Below are 23,027 nucleotides of genomic sequence, written 5' to 3'. Positions count from 1 at the left end.
GGCACCCTAACTCTTCAACTTCGCCATCGCCACGCCCTCACGCGCCAGCTCGTCGGCGCGTTCGTTCTCGGCGTGGCCGGCGTGGCCCTTGATCCAGTGCCAGCGCACCTCATGCGGCTTCAGCGCGGCATCGAGACGCTGCCACAGCTCGACATTCTTGACCGGCTTCTTGTCGGCGGTGCGCCAGCCGTTGCGCTTCCAGCCATGGATCCAGCCGGTGATGCCCTGGCGGACATACTGGCTGTCGGTGGTGAGATCGACCACACAGGGCTTCTTCAGGGCTTCCAGCGCCGAGATCGCCGCCATCAGCTCCATGCGGTTGTTGGTGGTGTGCGGCTCGCCGCCCTTCAATTCCTTCTCGACCTCGCCGAACCGGAGGATCGCGCCCCAGCCGCCCGGCCCCGGATTTCCGGAGCAGGCACCATCAGTGAAGACAATCACATGCGGCTTGTCGCTCACGCCGCGCATCCGGCCGGCGTGATGCCGTAATCGCGCAGGCTCGCGACGTTCTGCTGGAAGCGCAGCTTGCGGACATATTCCAGCGGGTCCTTCGGCTGCACCAGCGCGCCTTCGGGCACGTTGAGGAAATCGACCAGCCGCGTCAGCAGGAAGCGCATCGCGGCACCGCGCGCGAGCAACGGCAGCGCGGCCTCTTCCGCCGCCGACAGCGGGCGCTCGCGGCCATAGGCATTGAGCAATGCGCGCGCCTTGGTGACGTTGAAGGAATGGTCCGGCTCGAAGCACCAGGCGTTGAGGCAGATCGCGACGTCGTAGGCCAGGATGTCGTTGCAGGCGAACGGGAAGTCGATCAGGCCCGAGAGCTTGTCGCCCAGAAAAAAAACGTTGTCGGGAAACAGGTCGGCATGGATCACGCCGACCGGCAGATCCGCCGGCCAGGAGGCTTCGAGATGATCGAGTTCGCGCGCGATGAAGTCGTGCAAGCCGGCCTGCACGCTGTCGGCCCGCGCGGCGGCGAGATCGAACAGCGGCCGCCAGCCGGCGACCGACAGCGGATTGTTGCGGACCAGCGGGAAATCGCGGCCGGCAACGTGCATTTTGGCCAGCGCCTCGCCGACGCCGGAGCAATGCGCCACGTTCGGCCGCCGCGGCCACACGCCCTCGAGGAAATTGATGATCGCCGCGGGCCGGCCGACGAGCCGGCTAGTGACCTCGCCCTTGCGGTTGCGCGCCGGCTGCGGGCACGACACGCCGCGCTCGGCGAGATGCGCCATCAGCGACAGGAAATACGGCAGGTCGTCCTCCGCCACGCGCTTCTCATAGAGCGTGAGGATGTATGCGCCCTGGCTGGTGTGCAGCAGGAAGTTCGAATTCTCGACGCCCTCGGCGATGCCCTTGTAGGAGAGCAGTTCGCCGATGTCGTAGCTTTTGAGGAATTCCGCGAGGTCTTCGGCGGCAACGTCGGTGTAGACCGCCATATGGTCTATTCCGCCGCGGCAGCGTCGGGCCGCAGCGAACGCGGCAGCGGGAAGAACTCGTTCTCTTCCGCGGCCGAGACCGTCTCAACGTGCAGTTCGTAACGCTCGGCGAAGGCGCCCATGATCTCCTCGACGATCACCTCCGGCGCCGATGCGCCCGCGGTGATGCCGAGGCTCGTGATGCCTTCGAACCTGCTCCAGTCGATGTCGCTGGCCCGCTGGGCGAGCACGGCGATCGGGCAGCCCTCGCGCTCGGCGACTTCACGCAGGCGCTGCGAGTTCGACGAGTTCGGCGCGCCGACCACGATCAGGGCGTCGACCACCGGCGCCACCTTCTTCACCGCGAGCTGGCGGTTGGTGGTGGCGTAGCAGATGTCTTCCTTGTGCGGACCGTTGACGTTCGGGAAGCGCTGCTTCAGCAGCGCCACGATCTCCGCGGTGTCGTCGATCGACAGCGTGGTCTGGGTCACGAAGGCGAGGTTGTCGGGGTCCTTCGGGACGAAGGTCTTGGCGTCCTCGGCGGTTTCGATCAGGGTCACGGCGCCGGCCGGCAGCTGGCCCAAGGTGCCAACCACCTCGGGGTGGTGGGAATGCCCGATCAGCAGGATCTCGCGGCCGCGCTTGAAATGGATCGCCGCCTCGCGGTGGACCTTGGTCACCAGAGGGCAGGTCGCGTCCAGCGAGAAGAAATTGCGGGATTTGGCCTCGGCGGGAACCGACTTCGGAACGCCGTGGGCGGAAAACACCACCGGCGCGTCGGTATCGTCGGGGATTTCGGCCAATTCCTCGACGAAAATGGCGCCTTTGGTCTTCAGGCTGTCCACCACATACTTGTTATGGACGATTTCGTGCCGGACATAGACCGGCGCGCCATAAATGGTGAGGGCACGTTCGACCGTGTCGATGGCGCGGACCACCCCGGCACAGAAGCCGCGGGGGGAACAAAGCACGATTCTAAGGTCGGGTTTTTTCGCTGACATGGGGGCTGTCTTGGGGCTGTCTTGGGGCTGTCTCGGAGCAATCTCGGGACCGAATCACCCCTCGCCGGCGGGCGGGGAACGGCCAGTTACGGTAAGGACTTGGGACTGCTTTCGGGCGCTGTCAAGGCGATTTTGCTGGCCCATTGCGCCATTCCCCCCGGAGGGCTTATATAGCGCCTATAATTCCCGTCATCGCCGATGACTACCAGCTTCGCCTCGACAGAGGTGGGCGAAGCACAAAGGAGATTTGCCATGAGCAACGCACCGCTGATGCCGAAGGCGACTGCCGTGTGGTTGGTCGACAATACCGCCCTGACCTTCGATCAGGTGGCCGATTTTACCAAAATGCACCCCCTCGAGGTCCGCGCCATCGCCGACGGCGACGCCGCCCAGGGCATCAAGGGCATGGACCCGATTTCCAACGGCCAGCTGACCCGCGAGGAGATCGAGCGCGGCGAGCGCGACCAGAACTACCGCCTCAAGCTGCAGGAGAGCAAGGTGGTGCTGCCCTCCGCCGCCAAGAAGAAGGGCCCGCGCTACACCCCGGTGTCGCGCCGCCATGAGCGGCCGAGCGCGATCCTCTGGCTGGTGCGCAACCATCCCGAGCTGAAGGACGCCCAGATCATGCGTCTGGTCGGCACCACCAAGACCACGATCGCCAGCGTGCGCGACCGCACCCACTGGAACGCCTCGACCCTGACCCCGATGGACCCGGTGACGCTCGGCCTGTGCTCGCAGATCGAGCTCGATTTCGAGGTGCAGCGCGCCGCCAAGGAGAAGCCGACCACCACCGTCTACGGCGGCGCCACGCTGCTGCCGGCCTCCGAGACCACGCGCAAGGACGAGCTGGACGACCAGCCGATCGAGCGCCACGACGATCTCAACGTCGACGCGGTGTTCGCCAAGCTGAAGACGATCGGCGGCAAGAAGCCCGACGACGAGGAAGAGTAAGCGCCGATCTCGCACCTCGAAGCGCAGAACACGAAACGCGGCAGGGCAACCTGCCGCGTTTTTGCTTGGAAGCGCATGCGATGGGCGTGACGGCGACCGTCGGCGCGGCTCAGTGCCGGTCCGGATTGTTCATCATGTATTCGCCGAGATCGCGCTGCCTTCGATCGGTGCGGGCTTCGGCGTTCTGGCGCTGCACGTCGCGGTTCTTGCGGCAGGCGACATAATCAGGCGAGCCGACCGCCACCTTGCCGCCGGCCTGGCAGTACTGATCGTCGTCGCCCATGCTCTCCGCGATCGGCGATCGGCCGCGCTCGAGACAGCCTGCAAGCAGCGGCAGGGCGAGCAGCAAGGCGAGTGGCGCGCGTGCGGAAATGGATCGCATCCGTGGGTCCGTATCTCGTGGCATATGACAGGGAAGGCCGGGATGACCCGGCAATCCATCAAAATCAAGGCCGTTTTGCTTCCGATGGGTTTCGAGGGTGCGCGGCCGGATTGCGCTATGGTGCCCTCATCGTCCATCGCGCCCGGGGCCACCCTCTCCCCAGCCCTCCCCCGCAAGGGGGGAGGGAGCCTGACGAGCGTGCTCACCTCACGTAACGCAGCGCAAACTGCTTGCCAGCCAGGTCGTCTTACGTGATGGAGCCACCGGCGGACGGGTTCCCTCCCCCCTTGCGGGGGAGGGTTAGGGAGAGGGGTGCCACACGACATGCTGTCTCAACAGCGAGCCAGCAACACGACGACGAGCTACTACGCCTTCCCCTTCAGCGCCTCGCCGATTTCGTCGAGCACCTTGGGGTCCTCGATCGTCGCCGGCATGGTCCAGGGCTCGCCGTCGGCGATCTTCTTGATGGTGCCGCGCAGGATCTTGCCGGAGCGGGTCTTCGGCAGCCGCGCCACCGTGATCGCCAGCTTGAACGCGGCGACCGGACCGAGCTTGTCGCGCACCAGCGCCACGACGTCCTTCTCGACCTCGGCGGGCGGCTTGGTCACGCCGGCCTTCAGCACCAGGAAGCCGCACGGCACCTCGCCCTTGATCGCGTCCTTGACGCCGAGCACGGCGCATTCGGCGACGTCGGGATGCGAGGCGAGGATCTCCTCCATACCGCCGGTGGAGAGCCGGTGGCCGGCGACATTGATGATGTCGTCGGTACGGCCCATCACCCAGACATAGCCGTCCGCATCCTTGTAGCCGGCATCCGAGGTCTTGTAGTAGCCGGGGAATTCCGAGAGATAGGCGTCCCTGAAGCGATCGTCCTGCTGCCACAGCGTCGGCAGGCAGCCGGGCGGCATCGGCAGCTTGATGACGATCGAGCCCATCGTGCCGGCCACCACCGGCTTTGCCGCCTCGTCGACGATGTCGACCTGATAGCCCGGCATCGGCAGCGTGGGCGAGCCGTGCTTGACCGGCAGCTGGCCGAGCCCGACCGGATTGCCGGCGATGCACCAGCCGGTCTCGGTCTGCCACCAGTGGTCGATGACCGGCACCTTCAGCTGCTGCTCGGCCCACTCCACCGTCGGCGGATCGGCGCGCTCGCCGGCGAGGAACAGGGTGCGGAAGCTCGAGAGATCGTAATTCCGGATGAACTTGCCCTCGGGGTCTTCCTTCTTGATCGCGCGGAACGCGGTCGGCGCGGTGAAGAAGGCGACCGCCTTGTGCTCGCTGATCACGCGCCAGAACGCGCCGGCATCCGGCGTGCCGACCGGCTTGCCCTCATACATGATGGTGGTCGCGCCGTGGATCAGCGGGCCATAGACGATGTAGGAATGGCCGACCACCCAGCCGATGTCGGAGCCGCACCACCAGATCTCGCCGGGCTTCACGCCGTAGAGATTGTGCATCGACCATTTCAGCGCGACGAGATGACCGCCATTGTCGCGCACCACGCCCTTCGGGATTCCGGTCGTACCCGATGTGTAGAGGATGTAGAGCGGATCGGTGGCGGCTACCGGCACGCACGCCGCGGCCTTGCCGGCATCGAACGCGGCCTGGCGCAGCGTCGCCCAATCATGATCGCGGCCCGCGGTGAGCTCGCAAGCCTGCTGCGGCCGCTGCAGGATGATGCAGGTCTCGGGCTTGCTGCCGGCGAGGCGGATCGCCTCGTCGAGCAGCGGCTTGTATTGCACGATGCGCCCGGGCTCGATGCCGCAGCTCGCCGAGAAGATCAGCTTCGGCTTGGCGTCGTCGATGCGGGTCGCAAGCTCCTTGGCCGCGAAGCCGCCGAACACCACGCTGTGCACCGCGCCGATCCGTGCGCAGGCGAGCATCGCGACGACGGCCTGCGGCACCATCGGCATATAGAGGATGACGCGATCGCCCTTCGCCACGCCGAAATCCTGCATCACCGCGGCCAGCGTCCGCACCTCCTCCAACAATTCGGAATAGGTGAATTTTGTGGTCGTGTTGGTGAGCGGCGAATCGTGGATCAGCGCGACCTGGCTGGCGCGTGCGCCTGCGACATGGCGATCCAGCGCGTTGTAGCAGGTGTTGACCACGGCGCCGGCGAACCAGCGCCCATAGGCGCCCACGGAGGGATCGAAGATCTTCTTGGCCGGCTCGATCCAGTCGATCTCGCGCGCCGCTTCCGCCCAAAAGCCCTCGGGGTCCCGGAGCGAGCGGGCATACACCTCATGATACCGGCTCTGCTGGATGTTCATCGCGTTTCTCCCTCGCGCGGTCGCGCGTCATTTGCCGACCATTGTCACGGGAAGTGGCGCCGTTTCAAGCCGAAATGACCGCGACCTTCGGCCGGGTCGGAGCAAGCGTTTTCGAGCGAAGCGGGTACCGGTTCGCGTGAAGAAAACGCGTCAAAACAAGAATCTAGAGCTCCGTTGCCCTTCGATCGGAACGGAGCACTAGTAGCCGTCGACCCCATTGATCCGCTGCAGCCGCTCGCGCATCGCCTTTTGCAGGTCGTAGCCCGGCTTGCCAAAGTCGGCATTGCGGCGGGCGATGAACTGATCCTGCGCGCGCTGCAGTTCGCGCGCCTGGCGCGGGTTCTGCGCTTCGCGCACCGCGCGAAAGGTCGACGCGCCGATCTCGCGATCGAGGTCGGCGAGCTCGGGATTGGCGCAGATCGCCTTCTCCACGGCGCGGCGCGCCTTGCGGCAATCGAAGCTCGGCTTGCCGGCAACCGCCATCATGGCGCCGATCCGCTCCAGCTCCAGCGACAACGATTTGTAGTTGGCCTTGGCGGCGGCGTGATTGGGGTCGAGCTTGACGGCGGCGCCGAAATCCACGATCGCCTTCGGCCGGTCGCCCTTGCGGCGCCACAGCTCGCCGCGCGCATTATGCGCATCGGCGAGCTGCGGATCGAGCTTTAGCGCGGTGTCGTAGTCCGCCATCGCGCGGTCGATCATCTGCTTGCGGTCATAGGCGCCCGCCCGCGCCATCAGCGCCTTGACGCGATCGGGCCTCGTCGCCTTCTCATTGTCGATCAGCGCGCCGCAGACGTCGATGATCTTGTCGTCATCGGCCGCCACTGCCGCCGCGATGCAGGGGCCGGCATTGGCCTGCACATCCTCGCCCGGCTCGCTGCCGGTGGCGCGCGCAACGCCCGACATCAGCCCGCCCGACAGGCCAACGCAGACCAGCATCACGGCCAGATTTGCGCGTTTGTGTCGCATCCCGGTCGCCGACAAGTCGTCCCTCTCTTGCGCCCGAACCACAGGCCCCTGATGCCCGGCAGCGCGCCATTTGCCGCAAAACCACACGCTGGATTATACGTCAATTGCGACGATCGGCTGCATCGGGGGTTCGGCTTGCTCACATTCGAATGGATCATCGGCCTGTTGCTCGCAGCGGTGGCGCTGTCGGCGCTGGCGCGGCGGATCAAGGTGCCCTATCCGACCTTCCTGGCGCTCGGCGGCGTGCTGCTGACGCTGCTGCCGTGGGCCCCGACCTGGGCGCTGGAACCGAAACTGGCGCTGGCGCTGTTCGTCGCGCCGGTGCTGCTCGATGCCGCGTTCGACACCTCGCTGCGCGATCTCCGCAACAACTGGCTGCCGGTTTCGACGCTGGTGGTGGTCGCGGTCGGCGTCACCACGGCGGCGGTCGCCGTGGTCGCGCATTGGCTGCGCCCGGACATGCCGTGGGCGGTTGCGATCGCGCTCGGCGCCATCGTGGCGCCGCCGGATGCGGCCGCGGCCACCGCGATCCTGCGCCAGGTCAACCTGCCCTACCGGATCCAGAAGATCCTCGAAGGCGAAAGCCTGCTCAACGATGCCAGCGCGCTGCTGATCTATCGCGTCGCGGTCGGCCTCGTCGCCGCCGAGCATATGAAGATCCGCGAGTTCGTGCCGTCCATCACGATTGCGCTGGTCGGCAGCCTCGCGGCCGGCTTCCTGTTCGCGCAAGTCTGGATGATGATCACGCGTCGCATCACCGAGGCGCCGAGCGCGATCATCACGCAGTTCGGCGGCACCTTCATGGTGTGGATCATTGCCGAGCATCTCGGGCTGTCCGGCATCCTCACCATCATCGCCTATGCGATCACCATCTCGCGCACCGCGCCGGCCCGCACCTCGGCGCGGCTGCGCGTGTCGTCCTACGCGGTGTGGGAAACCGTGGTGTTCGTGCTCAACGTGCTCGCCTTCATGCTGATCGGCCTGCAGTTGCGCCCGATCTGGTCCGGCCTCGACGACGAGGTGCGGTGGAAATATTGCAGCTTTGCCGCCGCGATCCTCGCCGTCGTGATCCTCGCCCGCATCCTCTGGGTGATGCCTTACGGCGCGCTGCTGCGCACGCTGAAGGCGCGCAACCTGCTGCCCGACCACGTGGTGGACGCCGTGCCGACCTTGAAGCGCGGCTTCATCGTGTCCTGGTGCGGAATGCGCGGCATCGTCACGCTGGCGGCGGCGTTTGCGTTGCCTGAATGGTTTCCGTATCGCGATCTGATCCTGCTGACGGCGTTTGCCGTGGTGCTCGGTTCGCTCGTGATCCAGGGGCTGACGCTGCGGCCGTTGATCCTGGCGTTGAATTTCGCCGACGACGATCCGGTCGGACGCGAGGCGGCCCATGCCCGCGGCGTGGTGTTTCGCGCCGCGCTCGACGAGATCGACGCCGACCCGTCGGAAGAGGCCGAGATCCTCCGGCTCGAATATCGCGCCGTGCTGCTGCGCGCCGAGAATGATCCCGACGGCGGCCTGACCTCGCGCGAGCTGCCGTCGGATCCGCTGCGCCGCCGCGCCATCGCCGCGGCGCGTCAGGCATTGCTCAATCTGCGCCGCACCGAGGCGATCGGCGACGACGCATTCCATCTGGTCGAGGAGGAGCTCGACCGCGCCGAGCTCAGCGTGGAGGCGTAGCGCCGGGCCGCAATATCCTTTGAACCATCACGGGGTTTGTCAGACCTAACATCATGACAATCCTCATTGATCGCAATTCCCCCCGCGCCTCGGCGAAAGTCGAGGCGAAGTTCTTCTATTTCTATATGGCGCTGTCCTGCATGGCGGTCGCCTTTCTCGGCTTTGCCCCGACCTACTGGATGCCGATGGCGAGAGGCTCGCTGTCATCGCCTCCCGTGGTGCATCTGCATGGGCTGCTGTTCTTCGCCTGGATGCTCTATTTCGTGTTCCAGAGCTGGCTCGCCGCCTCGGGGCGGATTGCACGGCATCGCAGCGTCGGATTGATCGGCATCTCGCTGGCGACCGCGATGACCATGATGGGCATCGTGGCCTCGATCAGCGTCATGAAGCGTTCGGCGGCGATCGGACAGCTCAATGAGGGCCTCGCCTTCGCCATCGTTCCGCTCAGCGGCATCCTGTTCTTTGCCGTCGTGTTCGCGCTCGCGATCATCTACCTGCGCGACCGCGAAACCCACAAGCGGCTGATGCTGCTTGCGTCGATCTCGATCCTCGATGCGGCGGTCGCACGCTGGTTCCTGACCTTCCTCGCGCCGCCGGGACCGCCCGGCCCACCGCCGGTCCCGGTCACGATCGCACCGGCGTTCGTGGCCTATCTGCTGCTGGTCGTCGCGATCGTGTTCGACTGGCGCACCCGCGGCCGCCCGCACCCGGTCTACGTCTATGGCGGGCTGGCTCTGGTCGCGGTGAAGCTGTTGAACTGGCCGATCAGCACCTCGGCGGCCTGGCATTCACTGGCCGGCGGCATCCTGGCGCTGGCGCAATAGAGCATGATCCGGAAAAGCGGGAACCGGTTTTCCGAAGAGATCATGCTCAATCAAGAGTGTGAGATCATGATGCGGTCCCATCCGATCGCATCATGGTCGCCCTTCACGCACCGGATTTGGAGGTGATGCCGCCGTCGACCACGAGCTCGATGCCGGTGACATACTTCGATTCATCCGACGCCAGGAACAGCGCGGCATTGGCGACGTCCCAGGCGTCGCCCATATGCCCCATCGGCACCTGCGCGTCGCGGGCGCGCCACATCGCCTCGACGTCGCCCTTGGCGTAGCTCTGCGCCAGCCCGGCCGAATGCGCGACCATCGGCGTCTTCATCAGTCCGGGCAGGATCGCGTTGACGCGGACATGCTTGGAGGCGAACTCGACCGCAGTCGAGCGTGTCATCTGGTTCATCGCCGCCTTGCTCGCGTTGTAGCTGACATAGGAAATGCCGACATGGCGGATCGAGGCGATCGAGGAGATGTTGATGATCGAGCCGCCGCCCTGTTTGATCATGACGGGAATGACGTGCTTCATCGACAAGTAGGCGCTCTTGAGGTTGACCGCGAAAACGCGGTCCCATTCGGTTTCCGCCACCTCGACGACGCTGCCGACCTCGGCGATGCCGACATTGTTGTCGAGCACGTCGATGCGGCCATAGGCCTTCAGGCAGGCCGCGACCATCGCCTCGACCTCGCCGGCGCGCGAGACATCGGCGGTGAATGCGGCCGCCTTGCCGCCCTCGCCGGTGATGATGCCGACGGTCTCTTCCGCCGCGGCGCCGTTGCGATCGACGCAGAAAACGCTGGCGCCCTCGCGCGCAAAGGTGACGGCGGTCGCCTTGCCATTGCCCCAGCCGGGCCCGATCGAGCCCGCGCCGACCACCATCGCAACCTTGCCCTTGAGCCGATCCATCGATCTTTCTCCCTTTTTGTTCTTGCTGCCGGACCGTAAGCCCGGATGAGCGAAGCGATATCCGGGGCACTATCCCCGCATATCGCTTCGCTCATGCGGGCTACGGATCCCTACGGATTCTCGCAAACACTCATCGTCGTGACATTAGCACCGATCGGATGGCCGAAAATCTCCGATAGCGTCTGGCAGTGTCCCTCCTGGCACAGGTGCCATTCACCCGCGGCGCCGGAATTGCCGAGCACGACTTCCGGCCTTGGCACCGGCGGCGGCGACCATTGAAACCAGCCATCGACAAGGCGCGCCGCCGGCGGCGGCTCCATGCCGGCGCCCGTGCCCTTGACGCGCGCTTGTTGCAGCGTGAGCCCGGCCGGCGTGACCAGCCAGTCCTCCTGCCAGGCGCTCTTCTCGATCGAATGCGTCCAGGCGAGCGTGAAGGCCGCGATCGACAGCACCTTCACGATACCCGCGGATGCGAGGCAGAGGCTCAAGCCGCCGCCACCGCATTGCGCGGACGCTGCCGCCATTGCCACAGCACGACAGCAGCGGCGAGCGTGAAGCCCGCCGTATCCGAGAACGGGAAATCGCCGAGCAGGCAGAGCGCGGCACCGAACGCGACCAGGATCTCGATGAAGGTCAGCCGCGTGAACAGGAATCCGATCGCGACGACGCCGAACAATCCGATCGCCACCAGCGCCTTGAAGGTCGCCAGCGCCACCGCGCCGTAGAAGCCGAGCTGCGCCTGCATCGGATCCCCGGTCTGCAGCATCAGCGCCGGCGAATAGACGAAGATGAACGGAATGACGTAGCCGGCCAGCGCGATCCGCATCGCCTCCCAGCCGATCTTGTCCGGGTTCTCCTTGGCGATCGGCGCCGCCGCCAGGGCGGCGAGCGCGACCGGCGGCGAGAGGTCGGCCATGATGCCGTAGTAGAACGCAAACATGTGGCTTGCGATCAGCGGCACGCCGAGCTTGGCGAGCGCCGGCGCAGCGAGCGCCGCGGTGATGATGTAGGTCGGGATCGTCGGGATGCCGGTGCCGAGCAGGATCGACAGCAGCATGGTCATGATCAGCGCCAGGAACAGGCTCTTGGCGCCGAGCCCGATGATCCAGCTGCCGAAGATGGTGCCAACGCCGGTCTGCGTCATCATGCCAATGATGGTGCCGACGATGGCGCAGGCCATGCCGACCGTCAGCGCCGACTTGGCGCTGTCGGCGAGCGAATCGCGGCAGGCTTTCAGCGTGGCGCGGCCGCCGCGGGTGATCGCCGCGATGACGATCAAACCGGCAACGACGCTCGCGACCGGAACGATCTCGATGCCGTGGCGCGAGACCGCGGCAACCACCAGCGCAAGGCCGATCCAGAAGATGTAGCGCACGACGGTGTTGGAGAAGCCGAGCGTGATGCTGGCGCCGAGGATCAACGCGACCGTGAGCGCAAGTCCCATGCTGCCGGCATAGAGCGGCGTGAAGCCCTCGAACAGCATGTAGACCAGCGCCGCGAGCGGCAGCACGAGATACCAGCGCGCCACCAGCGCCTTCCAGGCGCTCGGGATCTCCGAGCGCTTCATGCCGACGAGGCCGTGCTTGCCGGCCTCCAGATGCACCATCCAGAACGCCGAGGCGAAGTAGAGGATCGCCGGGATCACCGCGGCCTTGACGATCTCCGAATAGGGCACGCCGAGCGTCTCGGCCATGATGAAGGCGACCGCGCCCATGACGGGCGGCATGATCTGGCCGCCCATCGAAGCGGTGGCCTCGACGCCCGCGGCAAAGGCGCGGCGATAGCCGAACTTGATCATCAAGGGGATCGTGAACTGGCCGACGGTGACGACGTTGGCGACGCCCGAACCCGAGATCGTACCCATCATGCCCGAAGCGAACACCGCGACCTTGGCGGGGCCGCCGCGGGTGCGGCCGAACAGGCCGAGCGAGACGTCGGTGAACAGCTGGATCATGCCGGCGCGTTCCAGGAACGAGCCGAACAGGATGAACAGGAAGATGTAGGTCGCCGAGACGTAGATCGGCACGCCGTAGAAGCCTTCGGTGCCGAACGAGAGATGGGTGACGATCTGGTCGAAGTCATAGCCGCGGTGATTGAACGGCGACGGCAGATATTGCCCGAAGAACCAGTAGAGCAGACAGGCGCCGCACATCAGCGGCAGCGCCGCCCCCATCAGCCGCCGCGTGCCCTCGAAGATCAGGACCGCGAGCAGTGTGCCGACCGCGAGGTCCATATGGGTCGGATCGCCGTCGCGGGCGATCAGGTCGGCATAGAAGATCCACTGATAGAGCCCGCAGAGGAAGCCGGCCGCGCCGACGATCCAGCTCACCGCGCGGCCGAAGTCGGTCTTGGCGGTGAAATTGCCGATCAGGCCGAAGGTCAGGAGAATCAGGAAGCCGACATGGACGCCGCGCACCACCTGGCTCGGCAGGTAGTTGAAGGCCGCGACATAGAGCTGGAACACCGCAAAGGCGAGACCGATGGCATAGGCCAGATGCCCCCAAGCGCCCGGGCCGAAGCCTTCCGGAAAGCCATGCTCGAAATTGTCGAATTCAACCTTGATGGGCTGTTCGCCCTCAACCTGCTGCTGCATCGAATTAAGTCCCCCGCCGTGCCCGCGACGCTTATAGCGCCCCACCGCACGTCATGCGCGGGCTCAACCCGCGCATCCATCGAAAAATCAACGTCTTTAGAAAGATGGATGGCCGAGTCATCCCCGTTCAAGTCGGGGACGGGCGCCCGGCCATAACATCCTCGAAGCAACCGGCCTTACTTGATCAGGCCCTTCTCCTTGTAATAGCGGATCGCACCGGGATGCAGCGGCACCGGGCTGCCGGTCGCGGCGGCCTCGAGCTTGATCTCCTTGCCCGCGGCGTGGGCATTGGCGAGTTCCGGCAGCGATTCGTAGACCAGCTTGGTCATCTGATAGGCCAGCTCATCCGACACCGCGCTCGAGGTCACGAGGTAGTTCACGACCGCGGCGGTCGGCACGTCCTTGTCCTGGCCGGTATAGGTGTTGGCCGGGATGATCACGGAGACGAAGGGCGGGCCGATCTTGTCGACGGTCTCCTTCGGCACGGCGACCACGGTGATCTCGCTCGAGGTCGAGAGGTCCTTCAGCGAGGCGACGCCGAGGCCGGCGGACTGCAGCGTGGCGTTCAGCTGGCGGTTCTTCATCAGATCCACCGATTCGGCGAACGGCAGGTACTCGACCTTGCCGAGATCCTTGTAGCTCATGCCGGCGGCCGCGAGGATCGCGCGCGAGTTGAGTTCGGTGCCGGACTTCGGCGCGCCGACCGACAGGCTCTTGCCCTTGAGATCGGCCAGCGTCTTGATGCCGCTCTCGCCGGTTGCCACGATCTGGATGTAGTTCGGATAGATCGCGCCGATGGTGCGCAGCTTGTCGAGCTTGCTCTTGAAGCCAGCCTCAGTGTCGCCTTCCCAGGCCGCCTTCAGCGAATCGCCAAGCGTGAAGGCGATCTCGCCGCGGCCCTGCTGCAGCAGCACCAGGTTCTCGACCGAGGCCTTGGTCGCCTGCACCTGGGTTTTCACGCCGGGGATCTTGTCGCCGTAAATCTTCCCCATCGCGACGCCGAGCGGGTAGTAGACACCGGAAGTACCGCCGGTGAGCACGTTAATGAACTGCTCGGCCTGTGCGACAGGCGCGGACAAAACGCTGGCTGCCACGATCGCAGCAGCCATCAACTTGGAATTCATGAGTATTATTCTCCCCTTAAGCCGGCCGGAAATTGGCCGGACACCCCCGCCGGGTCAACCCATCCAAGTGACGCATGCGCGGTGGAAATCCCTGATCGCAACACCACTTTACCTGCGCGGGAACTCTCCGCCTGCGGGCGGGTTGAGATGCGCAATCCCGCCGCGAGGTATGACTTGCAGCCGTCCGGGACGACGACCGTTGAGCGCGCGCTTGATGCGTTGAACTTCTTCCTCGCCGACGTGCGGGACGGGCTCGGCCCCTATCTGGCGATCTACCTCCTGACCGAACGGAAGTGGGACGAGGCCTCGATCGGCTCGGTGATGTCGATCGCGGCCATCGCCGGGATCCTCGCCCAGACCCCGGCCGGCGCGCTCATCGACCGCAGCCCCGCCAAGCGCGGATTGATGATCGCCGCCGCGATTGCCGTGACCGCCGCGTGCCTCCTGCTGCCGCTGCTCGACCGGTTCGAACTGGTTGCCGCCACCCAGGCGCTGGCGTCCGCTAGCGGCTCGGTGTTCGCGCCGGCGATCGCCGCGGTGACACTCGGCATTGTCGGGCCCAAGGCCTTCGCGGCGCGAACCGGCCGCAACGAAGCGTTCAATCACGCCGGCAATGCCGTAGCCGCCGCGATCGCCGGCGGCACTGCCTACTGGTTCGGTCCCGTGGTCGTGTTCTGGCTGCTCGCGGCGATGGCGCTCGCCAGCATCGCCGCGACGCTGTCGATCCCACCCGCCGCCATCGATCACCAGGTCGCGCGCGGGCTCGACGATATGGAGGGGCACGGCACGTCGCAGGACCGGCCATCCGGCTTTCGCGTGCTGCTGACCTGCAGGCCGCTGCTGATCTTCGCGGTCTCGACCGTGATCTTTCATTTCGCCAATGCGGCGATGCTGCCGCTGGTCGGACAGAAGCTCGCATTGGTCAACCGCAACCTCGGGACCTCGCTGATGTCGGTCTGCATCATCGCGGCGCAGATGGTGATGGTGCCGGTCGCGATGCTGGTCGGACGCAAGGCCGACGTCTGGGGCCGCAAGCCGATCTTCGCGACCGCGCTCGCGGTGCTGGCGATCCGCGGCGCACTCTATCCGTTGTCGGACAACCCATACTGGCTGGTGTCGGTGCAATTGCTCGACGGCATCGGCGCCGGGATATTCGGCGCGCTGTTCCCGCTCGTGGTTGCCGATCTCACGCACGGCACCGGGCATTTCAACATCAGCCAGGGCGCGATCGCCACTGCGACCGGCCTCGGCGCCGCGCTGAGCACGGCTGTCGCCGGATTCATTGTTGTCCATGCCGGTTACAGCGCCGCATTTCTGTTCCTGGCAGCCGTCGCTTGTGCCGGGCTGATCGGCTACTGCGCGTTGATGCCGGAGACGTTGCGAGCGGCAACGACGACGTCACGCACAACTGCATTGGCATCGCTAAGCGAGTGATCTGATTCGCCATCGGCGCTCTGCGCAGCACTCCGTATGATGCGATCCGATGTCCGACAATGACGCAGTTCCGCATCTGCATCGACGCGGCAACACAGTCATTAACGCCGTCTCTCGATGACACACGCGCACAATGTTTCTGCCGATGTGCAAAGTCGGACGCGATCGCGCTCATGAATGTCAGATGACGCATTTGTTGCACGTGTAACAGCGGTGAGACGCCGCGATTCCAGCGCCATTTGAATCGAATTGAATCCTTTAAGGTTAGCGGGGCAATCAATGTATGATCCAGAAATTTCCATGATTGCCGCCGCTCTAGGATGTACGAGTCAAGCCGGGGTAACTACGGACAAGGCGGGGCATGAATCACATCAGTCACATCGAACGCACGCGAGCCGGCTGGTTCGGACATCGCAAGCTGACCCCACGCGCATGCATTGCGGACAGCAAAAAACACCTTCGGACCTTCCTCGCCGAGGCGCTGGAAGACCTCGGCTTCATCACCAGTGAATGCAGCCAGGCTTTGGAACTCGACACCGTTCTGGACGCGGAACGGCCCGATCTTTTGGTGCTCGGCGTGTCCGTGGACGGCATCGAAGTCAGTAAAATTCTCGAGACTTTGGTGAGAAAGGACTATGACGGCAAGGTCCTCGTCATCGGTCAGCCGGACTCGATCATCGTCAAGGCGGTCCGGCAAATCGGCGATGAGTACGGCATCGCCATGCTGCCGGCGCTGTCGACGCCGTTCAGCGCCGGAACCCTTCGCGACAGTCTTGCGTCATTGATGCCGCTCGAACCCGCGCCGAGCCCGGCGGTGGACGTGCCCGAAGCGCTGAAGGCCGGCTGGCTCGAGCTGTGGTATCAGCAGAAAATTCATCTCCGGACGCTGGTGCCAAGCGGCGCCGAGGCGCTGATCCGGATGCGCCATCCGGCCTGGGGCGTCGTGCCGCCGGCCTACTTCATCCCGGACGAAAGCGATCCGCATTTTCATGCGCTGTCCGAGTTCGTGATCGAGCGCGCAATCGAGGACTGGCGTTATCTCCTCGAGCAGACCGGGCCGGTCAATCTCTCGATCAACCTGCCGATCTCCTTCCTCGCCGACGATCATGCCGTGCGCGAGCTCTGTTACCGGATGCCGGATCATGCGGCCTTTGCGGGCCTGCTGATCGAGATCGACAGCACCGAGGTGGTCGATAATCTGGATCTGGCGATCGATGTCGCCCGGCGCGTTCGGCTGCACAATATCGGCATCTCGATCGACAATGTCGGCGCGAACTGGCCGTCTTTGCTGGGATTGCCGAACTTTCCGTTCGTCCAGCTCAAGGTCGACCATCAATTCGTCACCGGCTGCGCGGATCAGCGCCTGAAGCAGACGGTATGCCGGCGTGTCGTGGAGCTGGCCCACGACAATGGCGCGCAGGTCGTGGCCCAGGGGGTCGAGACGCGCGCGGACTTTCTCGCCGCGCACGAAATGGATTTCGATCAGGTCCAGGGCTACCTGTTCGGCAAGCCGATGGGCGTCAAGAAGTTCGCCCGCTCACGCATGCACTTCTCGGAGAAAGAGCCGGCCTCCTGAGGCGCGGCATCGTTAGGCTCGAACGTCGCGATCGATCGCGCGCAGCGCTTCGCCGCGCGCGATCAGGCGTTTTGCATTGGAATAGGTCGGGACCTCCAGCAACGAGCCGTCAAGTTCGACGCGCCCAAAGCCCTGCGTCCGCGCCGCTTCGAACGCCGCGACGATCCTGCCCGCCCGGCGCATCTCCTCCTCGCTCGGCGTCAGGACGCCGTTGACGATCGAGGCATGCGCGGGATCGACCAGGCTCTTTGCGGTGTAACCCAGCCGTCGCGCCCAGATCGTGTCGCGTTCGACGCCTTCAGCGTCGCTCCAGGTGTAGGGACAATCGACCGCGACGACGCCCGCGGCGCGACATTCGACGATGAAGCGCTGCCGCGCGTAAGCCAGCTCCAGGCCATCGCTGCCGCGCTCTGCACCAAGATCGGCGGCGAGGTCTTCGGAGGCCATCAGGCAACCGATGGTCCGCCGGCTCGCCATGGCGATCGCACCGGTCTGCACCAGACCGCGCGCGAACTCGATATTCGGCAGCAGCGACGTCGATCCCTCGGCGATACCGTAGTCGCGCTCGAACCGCGTCACCGCCTCGTCAAGCCTGACGACATGGTGCGGTTCGGCGACCTTCGGCAGCGCGACGATATCCGGACGTCCGCGCATCACGGCGGCGAGATCGTCCATGCCGTCCTGGTCCAGCGGATTGACGCGGACCGCGACCACCACGCCTCGGCCGCGCCAGGCTGCGTAGAGCTCGGCCGCCAGGGTCCGCGCCTTCGAGCGCAGCGGCGGCGGGGTAAAATCCTCGAGCTCGTGGATCAGCACGTCGGCGCCGCTGGCGGCCGCGTGCTGCAGCACGTCCTCGTTGGCGCCTTCGAGAAACAGCCAGGAGCGGCACAGCGGGGCCGGACGCAGCTTGCGCATCACGCGACCCGCGCCGCCGTCACTGGAACGTCATGTCGAGGCATTTCGAGATGTCGGAGCCGAGGCCGGACGAGATGGTGATGCAGCCGCGGATCTTCTGGGTGTTGACGTCGCTCGCCCAGATCGCATAGCCGCCCGGACCGAAGAACGAGTTGGTGTTCGGCGGCTCGGTCTCGGTGGCGTCGAACGTGTAATTGCCGTCGGCCTCGAAGATGCGCGGCTTCTTGGTGCAGCCGCCGTCGGCCTGCACGTTGATGACCTCCTTGTTGTCCCGCGTCAGTGCCAGCGAGACCTGGCAGCGGAAGTATTCCGAGGTCTTGGCATTGAACAGATAGGCGTAGGACTTGCAGGTCGCGGTGTTGAGCTTGCCGGCGGACAGGCCGCGGCTGCAGGAGATCCGCTGATTGTTGGAGAGCCTGAACTCGTCCGCCTGCGCGACTGACGCCAGCGTCATGAACGACAGAGCGACACCGATTCCGATCTTCATGACGTGGTTCATCCTGATCATCCCAAGGTCGTGTTTCCGGCAATCCAAGCGTTTGTAAACGGTAACGCGAAAATAGTCGCCAAGCTTGATGCGGGAATTCACAAAGTCGCCGATCCGCGCGAGCGGTCGCGCCGATTGTCGTATTGACGCGTGAACATCGTTCGTGATTTGTTCAAAAACGTGGGGACGACGCCGTTTTTCTCGGCCGGAGGTGGATCATGACGCATTCTTTGACCAAGACTTTTATTGCGACTGCGGCGTTTGCCGCGATGACGACCTGCGCATTCGCGCAGGAGGCGGCGCCCTGGGAGCTGAAGCCCGACATGGGCTACGCCTATGACAAGGACGGCAAGACCTGGTCCTACAAGATGGGCACCAACAACGCCGGCACGCTGCTGAAGGGCGCCAAGAAAGTGCCGAAGGGGACGCTGTTCTTCATTGGCCAGAACGGCCAGCTCTACATGCGCTCCGGTCCCTATCTCGAGGGCGACGGCAAGTTCAAGTTCGGCTCGAACTGACGTTGCTCGGCAGACCTCAGAACGCGGCGGCCAATTCCCGGGCGCCCGGCTTGTTGCTGTTGAAGTCCATCCGCTCGTTGGTGACGGCAAGCAGCCTGGCCACCGTGTTGTGGCGGATGGCGACCGGGTTGCGCTCGTAGCCGGAGCGCTGGAAGAAATTCGAGGTTGGCACCTGCTCGCGCATCGCCTGGGGCATGGTCACCATGTCGAGCCCGGTGCCGTCGCCGGTCAGGTTCATCATCTCGAGCTCGGCCGCGGTCAGCGGCCGGCTGTAGCCCTTGTTGCGGGCGAAGATCACCGAGGTCAGCAGCTTGTGGGTCTGCAGCATCGGGCCGACATCGATGTCGAGCACCATGGCATGGCACGCCCAGCCCTGCGGCGTGTCGGCGAGGCGCTGATGCGCCGACCAATCGTCGGGCACGGTGCGCGTGAACGCGACCATCTTCTTCAGCACCGCGAGCTTGTGCTCCATCGCCTTGCGCGCGGGCCCCTGCGTCCTCGCAACCCGCTCGGTCAGATCCCGCACGAATTCATGGCCCTGCTCGGCCAATAGCTCGACGGTGTTGGTGGTGAGCAGCTGGTTGTAGCCCATCGCGGTGGAGATGGCGCGCTTGCCGCCGTGCTCGATGCCCGCCTGCACGTCGTAGGAGCCGGTGCCGCCGGTCTCGAACGAATAGACCCGCACCGCCTGCTCCGGTGTCAGCCCCGCCGCGCGCGCGTAGCGGGCATAGGCGCGCTTGAACTCGACCTCGCTGGCCGGCCGCTGCGGCGTGAACTGGAATTGCTCGGCCGCCGCCCTGACCAGATCGGAGGCCACCGGAAGCGTCTTGGGCGGACGCGGCGGCTTGCCTTCCTCCTCTTCCGGAGCCGGATTGACCGGCCGCTTCGGACCCTCATAGACCGGCGGCTGCTGCAGCACGTAATCGTCCAGCGATATCTGCACGCGGTCGCGGCGCTTGGCGTTGCGGCCGCGCCTCTTCTCGGCGACCGCATTCCAATAGGCGCTCGCGTCCTGCTCGAACGCGGCGCGCGCCTCCTGATATTCCTGCAGCTTGCGGCGATATTCCATGATCGCCTGCGGCGATGCCTGCGCCATCGCATTGGCGACGGAAGGCGGCAACGCGCCGGCCTCGCCGGCAAAGACAGACGGCGCGCCGGCGGCGAGCGCGAGCGCGACAAATCCAGGGCACAGGCGAATCAATTGCGGGCGCATGGCCTCGTTGTAGCAAGCACGGCTGCGAAGTCAGCCCGGAATTGTCCGGATCGCAGCGGCCGGATGCCGCGATCAATGCAGAATATTCGCCACAATGCGGTGTTTTCCGAACGAAGCGTGGAGAGACTGCCATGAGGATGACCGTCTGGCTGGTTGCCGCCTGCGCGCTGACGCTCGCCGCACCGGCGCGCGCCGAGCGTCCGGATTGCGGATCGTTTCCGGATACGCGTTCACGCTTCACCTGTTACGAGAATGTGTCGCGGGCGCCTCCGGAACCCGAGGCCGCGGCGCATTCGCCTGGTGCGCAGGGGAAATCAATGAAGATGAACGCCCGCAAGCGGCGTCACAAATAGCGTCACCGTCGCTACTTCCATGCGAATACCGGCTGCTCCAGTTCGGCGACGCGGGTGCTGCGGCCGGCCAGCACCTCGCGAAATTGATAGATCAGCGCCGCGGTCGGCGCATGGATCTGTTGGCCGCCGAGCCGGAAGCGGATCACGCGCCGCGAGCTCTCCGGGATCGTGACGAAGCTGAATGCGTCCTCGAGCTCGATCGTATCGAGGCCGATGCGATGGACGGACGCGACCTCGTCCGGGTTCGGGATGATCGCCGCATGCGCGCCGGCCCAGACCACGACCGGCGTGATCAGATAGCCGGACCGCGTCGGATAATCGTCGAGCATGCCGAGCACGTCGCGTTCGGACAGTGCGAGCCCGAGCTCCTCATGCAGTTCGCGCAGCGCGGCTTCGGCCTGCGTCTCGCCGGCATCGCAGCGCCCGCCCGGCAGCGCCCATTGCGCGCTGTGGGCGCGCAGGCGCGCGCTGCGGCGGGTCAGCAGGAAGGCCGTGCCGTTGCCGTCGTCGCCTTCGGTCAGCGCGATCGCGACCGCCGCGCGCTTCAGCGTCGACGCGGCATCCGCCGGCGCCAGGCGCGCGAATTCGGCACAGAGCTCTGCGATATTCCGCCGGGTGGCATCGTCAAATGTGCGGGCCATTGACCTTGACTACAACACAACAGCGTTTGATGAAATGACTGCTAGCACATGCCTCCTGCGATCAATCATCAGCAAGCAACGGACCCCACCTCATGACGGCCAAGGCCGCGGACAAACTCAAATCCGACGGCTGGAAGATCGCCGAAACCACGGGATTCCTGACGCTGATCGGCCCGTTGTGGGAACGGTTGAAGGACGGCGCGCTTGAACTCGCGCTGATCACCGAGGACAAGCACCACAATCGCCGCGGCCTCGTGCAGGGCGGCGTGATCATGACCTTCGCCGATCGCGCCTGCGGCATGGCCGCACGCTTCGTCTCGGGCAAGCCGACGCTTGCGACCGTGCAGCTCGACACCCATTTCGTCGAGGCCGGCAAGATCGGCGAGATCCTGACGACGCGGCCGCGCGTGGTACGCTCGACCCGCAGCCTGATCTTCATCACGGCCGAGGTGACCGTCGACAAGCGCTGTATCGCGATGGCCAACGGCGTGTTCAAGATCCTGAAGAACGAGAGTTGATCCCGTCATTCCGGGACATCGCGCAGCGATGAACCCGGAATCTCGAGATTCCGGGTTCGATGCCAGCGCATCGCCCCGGAATGACACCGGAGGGAGTGCCCGATGCAATATCGCCAGCTTGGCCGCAGCGGCCTGAAGGTTTCGCCGATCTGCCTCGGCACCATGATGTTCGGCGGACCGACCGACGAGGCGACCGCGGCGCGGATCGTGGCGAAGGCGCGCGAGGCCGGCATCAACTTCATCGACAGCGCCGACGCCTATAATGGCGGCAAGTCCGAGGAGGTCGTCGGACGCGCGATCTCGAACAGAAGGTCGAACTGGGTGCTTGCCACCAAGCTCGCCAATCCGATCGGCGACGATCCCAACCATGGCGGGCTGTCGCGGCGCTGGGTGTTCCAGGCCGCCGACGCGAGCCTGAAGCGGCTCGGCACCGACTACATCGACGTCTATTATCTGCACAAGGAAGATCACACGACGCCGCTCGACGAGACGGTGCGCGCGATGGGCGACCTGATCCGCGCCGGCAAGGTGCGCTATTTCGGCGTCTCCAACTACCGCGCGTGGCGCGTCGCCGAGATCTGCAACATCTGCGACCGGCTCGGCATCGACCGTCCGGTCGCGAGCCAGCCCTATTACAATGCGATGAACCGGATGCCCGAAGTCGAGCATTTTCCGGCCTGCGCCCATTACGGGCTCGGCATCGTGCCCTATAGCCCGCTGGCGCGCGGCGTGCTCACCGGCAAATACGCCCCCGACGCGGCGCCGCCCGCTGATACCCGCGCCGGCCGCAACGACAAGCGCATGATGCAGACCGAGTGGCGGCCGGAATCGCTCGAGCTCGCACAGGAGATCAAGCGCCACGCCGAGAGCCGCGGCATCACCGCCGGGCAGTTCGCGGTGGCCTGGGTGCTGAACTCGTCGTTCGTCAGCGCGGTCATCGCGGGGCCGCGCACCGAAGCGCAATGGGACGACTACATCCGCGCGCTCGATTATCGCTTCACCGCCGAGGACGAAGCCCTGATCGACCGCCTCGTCGTCACCGGCCATCCCTCGACGCCGGGCTTCAACGACCCCGCCTATCCGATCGAGGGGCGCCGGGCGCGGACCGGATAGATCCACCAGCGGCGACGAAGTTAGCCTGCATCGCTTCAACGGCAGCCTCACTGCACCTCTCCCGCTTGCGGGGGAGGTCGCATCGCATTTCATGCGATGCGGGTGGGGGCTCTTTCCGCGATGCGACTCGCGGAGAG

23 protein-coding genes are annotated in these 23,027 nt (G+C 65.4%); 9 read left to right on the top strand and 14 right to left on the bottom strand.

The window, feature by feature from the left end:
• Nucleotides 1-6: 6 nt before the first annotated feature.
• From rnhA to ispH, 3 genes are read right to left on the bottom strand one after another with little or no spacing between them, the layout of a single operon-like run.
• Complete coding sequence (gene rnhA / locus AC1VNY_RS03920) at nt 7-468, bottom strand: ribonuclease HI (protein ID WP_482404165.1); 462 nt, start codon at nt 466-468, stop codon at nt 7-9.
• Nucleotides 456-1,436 carry a homoserine kinase gene (locus AC1VNY_RS03915; RefSeq protein ID WP_482404164.1) on the bottom strand — a complete coding sequence of 327 codons (981 nt, stop codon included), beginning with the start codon at nt 1,434-1,436 and terminating at the stop codon, nt 456-458. Before AC1VNY_RS03915 ends, rnhA begins: the two co-directional genes overlap by 13 nt.
• 5 nt (nt 1,437-1,441) lie before the next feature.
• The gene (ispH, locus tag AC1VNY_RS03910) at nt 1,442-2,416 is read right to left on the bottom strand and encodes a 4-hydroxy-3-methylbut-2-enyl diphosphate reductase (RefSeq protein ID WP_482404163.1); all 975 of its coding nucleotides are present in this window, start codon (nt 2,414-2,416) and stop codon (nt 1,442-1,444) included.
• Nucleotides 2,417-2,668: 252 nt separating this feature from the next.
• Between ispH and AC1VNY_RS03905 the strand changes: the two genes are divergently transcribed.
• Nucleotides 2,669-3,367, top strand: a complete 699-nt coding sequence (locus tag AC1VNY_RS03905; protein WP_018269648.1) for a DUF1013 domain-containing protein — start codon at nt 2,669-2,671, stop codon at nt 3,365-3,367.
• 109 nt (nt 3,368-3,476) lie between these two features.
• Here the strand turns inward: AC1VNY_RS03905 and AC1VNY_RS03900 are convergent, their stop codons facing one another.
• The 3 genes from AC1VNY_RS03900 to AC1VNY_RS03890 all read right to left on the bottom strand — a co-directional run bounded on the left by AC1VNY_RS03900 (nt 3,477) and on the right by AC1VNY_RS03890 (nt 6,991).
• The gene (locus tag AC1VNY_RS03900; protein WP_075969207.1) at nt 3,477-3,749 is read right to left on the bottom strand and encodes a hypothetical protein; all 273 of its coding nucleotides are present in this window, start codon (nt 3,747-3,749) and stop codon (nt 3,477-3,479) included.
• Between the two features lie 365 nt (nt 3,750-4,114).
• Complete coding sequence (locus tag AC1VNY_RS03895; RefSeq protein WP_482404162.1) at nt 4,115-6,022, bottom strand: propionyl-CoA synthetase; 1,908 nt, start codon at nt 6,020-6,022, stop codon at nt 4,115-4,117.
• Nucleotides 6,023-6,220: 198 nt separating this feature from the next.
• Nucleotides 6,221-6,991 carry a tetratricopeptide repeat protein gene (locus AC1VNY_RS03890; RefSeq protein ID WP_482404161.1) on the bottom strand — a complete coding sequence of 257 codons (771 nt, stop codon included), beginning with the start codon at nt 6,989-6,991 and terminating at the stop codon, nt 6,221-6,223.
• A gap of 135 nt (nt 6,992-7,126) precedes the next feature.
• Between AC1VNY_RS03890 and AC1VNY_RS03885 the strand changes: the two genes are divergently transcribed.
• Entirely contained in the window at nt 7,127-8,671 is a 1,545-nt protein-coding gene (locus tag AC1VNY_RS03885; RefSeq protein ID WP_482404160.1) for a cation:proton antiporter, read from the top strand.
• A 53-nt stretch (nt 8,672-8,724) separates the two neighbouring features.
• On the top strand, nt 8,725-9,495 hold the full coding sequence (locus AC1VNY_RS03880) for a hypothetical protein (protein ID WP_482404159.1): 771 nt from the start codon (nt 8,725-8,727) through the stop codon (nt 9,493-9,495).
• 103 nt (nt 9,496-9,598) lie between these two features.
• Here the strand turns inward: AC1VNY_RS03880 and AC1VNY_RS03875 are convergent, their stop codons facing one another.
• The 4 genes from AC1VNY_RS03875 to AC1VNY_RS03860 form a co-directional block, all read right to left on the bottom strand.
• Nucleotides 9,599-10,405, bottom strand: coding sequence for an SDR family NAD(P)-dependent oxidoreductase (locus AC1VNY_RS03875; protein ID WP_482404158.1), 807 nt, complete (start codon nt 10,403-10,405; stop codon nt 9,599-9,601).
• A gap of 110 nt (nt 10,406-10,515) precedes the next feature.
• Nucleotides 10,516-10,929 carry a DUF1850 domain-containing protein gene (locus AC1VNY_RS03870; protein ID WP_482404157.1) on the bottom strand — a complete coding sequence of 138 codons (414 nt, stop codon included), beginning with the start codon at nt 10,927-10,929 and terminating at the stop codon, nt 10,516-10,518.
• Entirely contained in the window at nt 10,890-12,998 is a 2,109-nt protein-coding gene (locus AC1VNY_RS03865; RefSeq protein ID WP_482404156.1) for a TRAP transporter permease, read from the bottom strand. Before AC1VNY_RS03865 ends, AC1VNY_RS03870 begins: the two co-directional genes overlap by 40 nt.
• A 176-nt stretch (nt 12,999-13,174) precedes the next feature.
• Complete coding sequence (locus tag AC1VNY_RS03860) at nt 13,175-14,122, bottom strand: TAXI family TRAP transporter solute-binding subunit (protein ID WP_482404155.1); 948 nt, start codon at nt 14,120-14,122, stop codon at nt 13,175-13,177.
• 147 nt (nt 14,123-14,269) lie between these two features.
• On the opposite strand from AC1VNY_RS03860, the gene AC1VNY_RS03855 reads away from it, so the two are divergent.
• Nucleotides 14,270-15,556 carry an MFS transporter gene (locus AC1VNY_RS03855; protein ID WP_482404154.1) on the top strand — a complete coding sequence of 429 codons (1,287 nt, stop codon included), beginning with the start codon at nt 14,270-14,272 and terminating at the stop codon, nt 15,554-15,556.
• A 361-nt stretch (nt 15,557-15,917) separates the two neighbouring features.
• On the top strand, nt 15,918-17,132 hold the full coding sequence (locus AC1VNY_RS03850) for an EAL domain-containing protein (RefSeq protein ID WP_461192223.1): 1,215 nt from the start codon (nt 15,918-15,920) through the stop codon (nt 17,130-17,132).
• A gap of 12 nt (nt 17,133-17,144) precedes the next feature.
• On the opposite strand, the gene AC1VNY_RS03845 is transcribed toward AC1VNY_RS03850, so the two are convergent.
• Together AC1VNY_RS03845 and AC1VNY_RS03840 are read right to left on the bottom strand one after the other, a co-directional pair.
• Nucleotides 17,145-18,047 (bottom strand): HpcH/HpaI aldolase/citrate lyase family protein, encoded by a 903-nt coding sequence (locus tag AC1VNY_RS03845; RefSeq protein ID WP_482404153.1) that lies wholly within the window; start codon nt 18,045-18,047, stop codon nt 17,145-17,147.
• A 19-nt stretch (nt 18,048-18,066) separates the two neighbouring features.
• On the bottom strand, nt 18,067-18,546 hold the full coding sequence (locus AC1VNY_RS03840; protein ID WP_283064914.1) for a hypothetical protein: 480 nt from the start codon (nt 18,544-18,546) through the stop codon (nt 18,067-18,069).
• A 206-nt stretch (nt 18,547-18,752) separates the two neighbouring features.
• Here AC1VNY_RS03840 and AC1VNY_RS03835 point away from each other — a divergent pair, with 206 nt between their 5' ends.
• The gene (locus AC1VNY_RS03835; protein WP_482404152.1) at nt 18,753-19,052 is read left to right on the top strand and encodes a hypothetical protein; all 300 of its coding nucleotides are present in this window, start codon (nt 18,753-18,755) and stop codon (nt 19,050-19,052) included.
• Between the two features lie 16 nt (nt 19,053-19,068).
• On the opposite strand, the gene AC1VNY_RS03830 is transcribed toward AC1VNY_RS03835, so the two are convergent.
• On the bottom strand, nt 19,069-20,265 hold the full coding sequence (locus AC1VNY_RS03830) for a hypothetical protein (protein ID WP_482404151.1): 1,197 nt from the start codon (nt 20,263-20,265) through the stop codon (nt 19,069-19,071).
• Between the two features lie 131 nt (nt 20,266-20,396).
• Between AC1VNY_RS03830 and AC1VNY_RS03825 the strand changes: the two genes are divergently transcribed.
• Nucleotides 20,397-20,618, top strand: a complete 222-nt coding sequence (locus AC1VNY_RS03825) for a hypothetical protein (protein ID WP_244435874.1) — start codon at nt 20,397-20,399, stop codon at nt 20,616-20,618.
• Between the two features lie 11 nt (nt 20,619-20,629).
• Here AC1VNY_RS03825 and AC1VNY_RS03820 read toward each other — a convergent pair whose 3' ends face one another.
• Complete coding sequence (locus tag AC1VNY_RS03820; RefSeq protein WP_482404150.1) at nt 20,630-21,259, bottom strand: NUDIX hydrolase; 630 nt, start codon at nt 21,257-21,259, stop codon at nt 20,630-20,632.
• Nucleotides 21,260-21,351: 92 nt separating this feature from the next.
• On the opposite strand from AC1VNY_RS03820, the gene AC1VNY_RS03815 reads away from it, so the two are divergent.
• Both AC1VNY_RS03815 and AC1VNY_RS03810 read left to right on the top strand, forming a co-directional pair.
• A complete protein-coding gene (locus AC1VNY_RS03815) occupies nt 21,352-21,777 on the top strand; it encodes a PaaI family thioesterase (protein ID WP_016845608.1) in 426 nt (141 codons plus the stop codon).
• A 102-nt stretch (nt 21,778-21,879) separates the two neighbouring features.
• The gene (locus tag AC1VNY_RS03810) at nt 21,880-22,890 is read left to right on the top strand and encodes an aldo/keto reductase (protein ID WP_482404149.1); all 1,011 of its coding nucleotides are present in this window, start codon (nt 21,880-21,882) and stop codon (nt 22,888-22,890) included.
• The last annotated feature ends 137 nt before the right edge of the window (nt 22,891-23,027 follow it).

The sequence above is a fragment of the Bradyrhizobium ferriligni genome (assembly GCF_056837965.1).
Note: the sequence above shows the minus strand (reverse complement) of the source record. Positions and strands in the feature narration are given on the sequence as shown.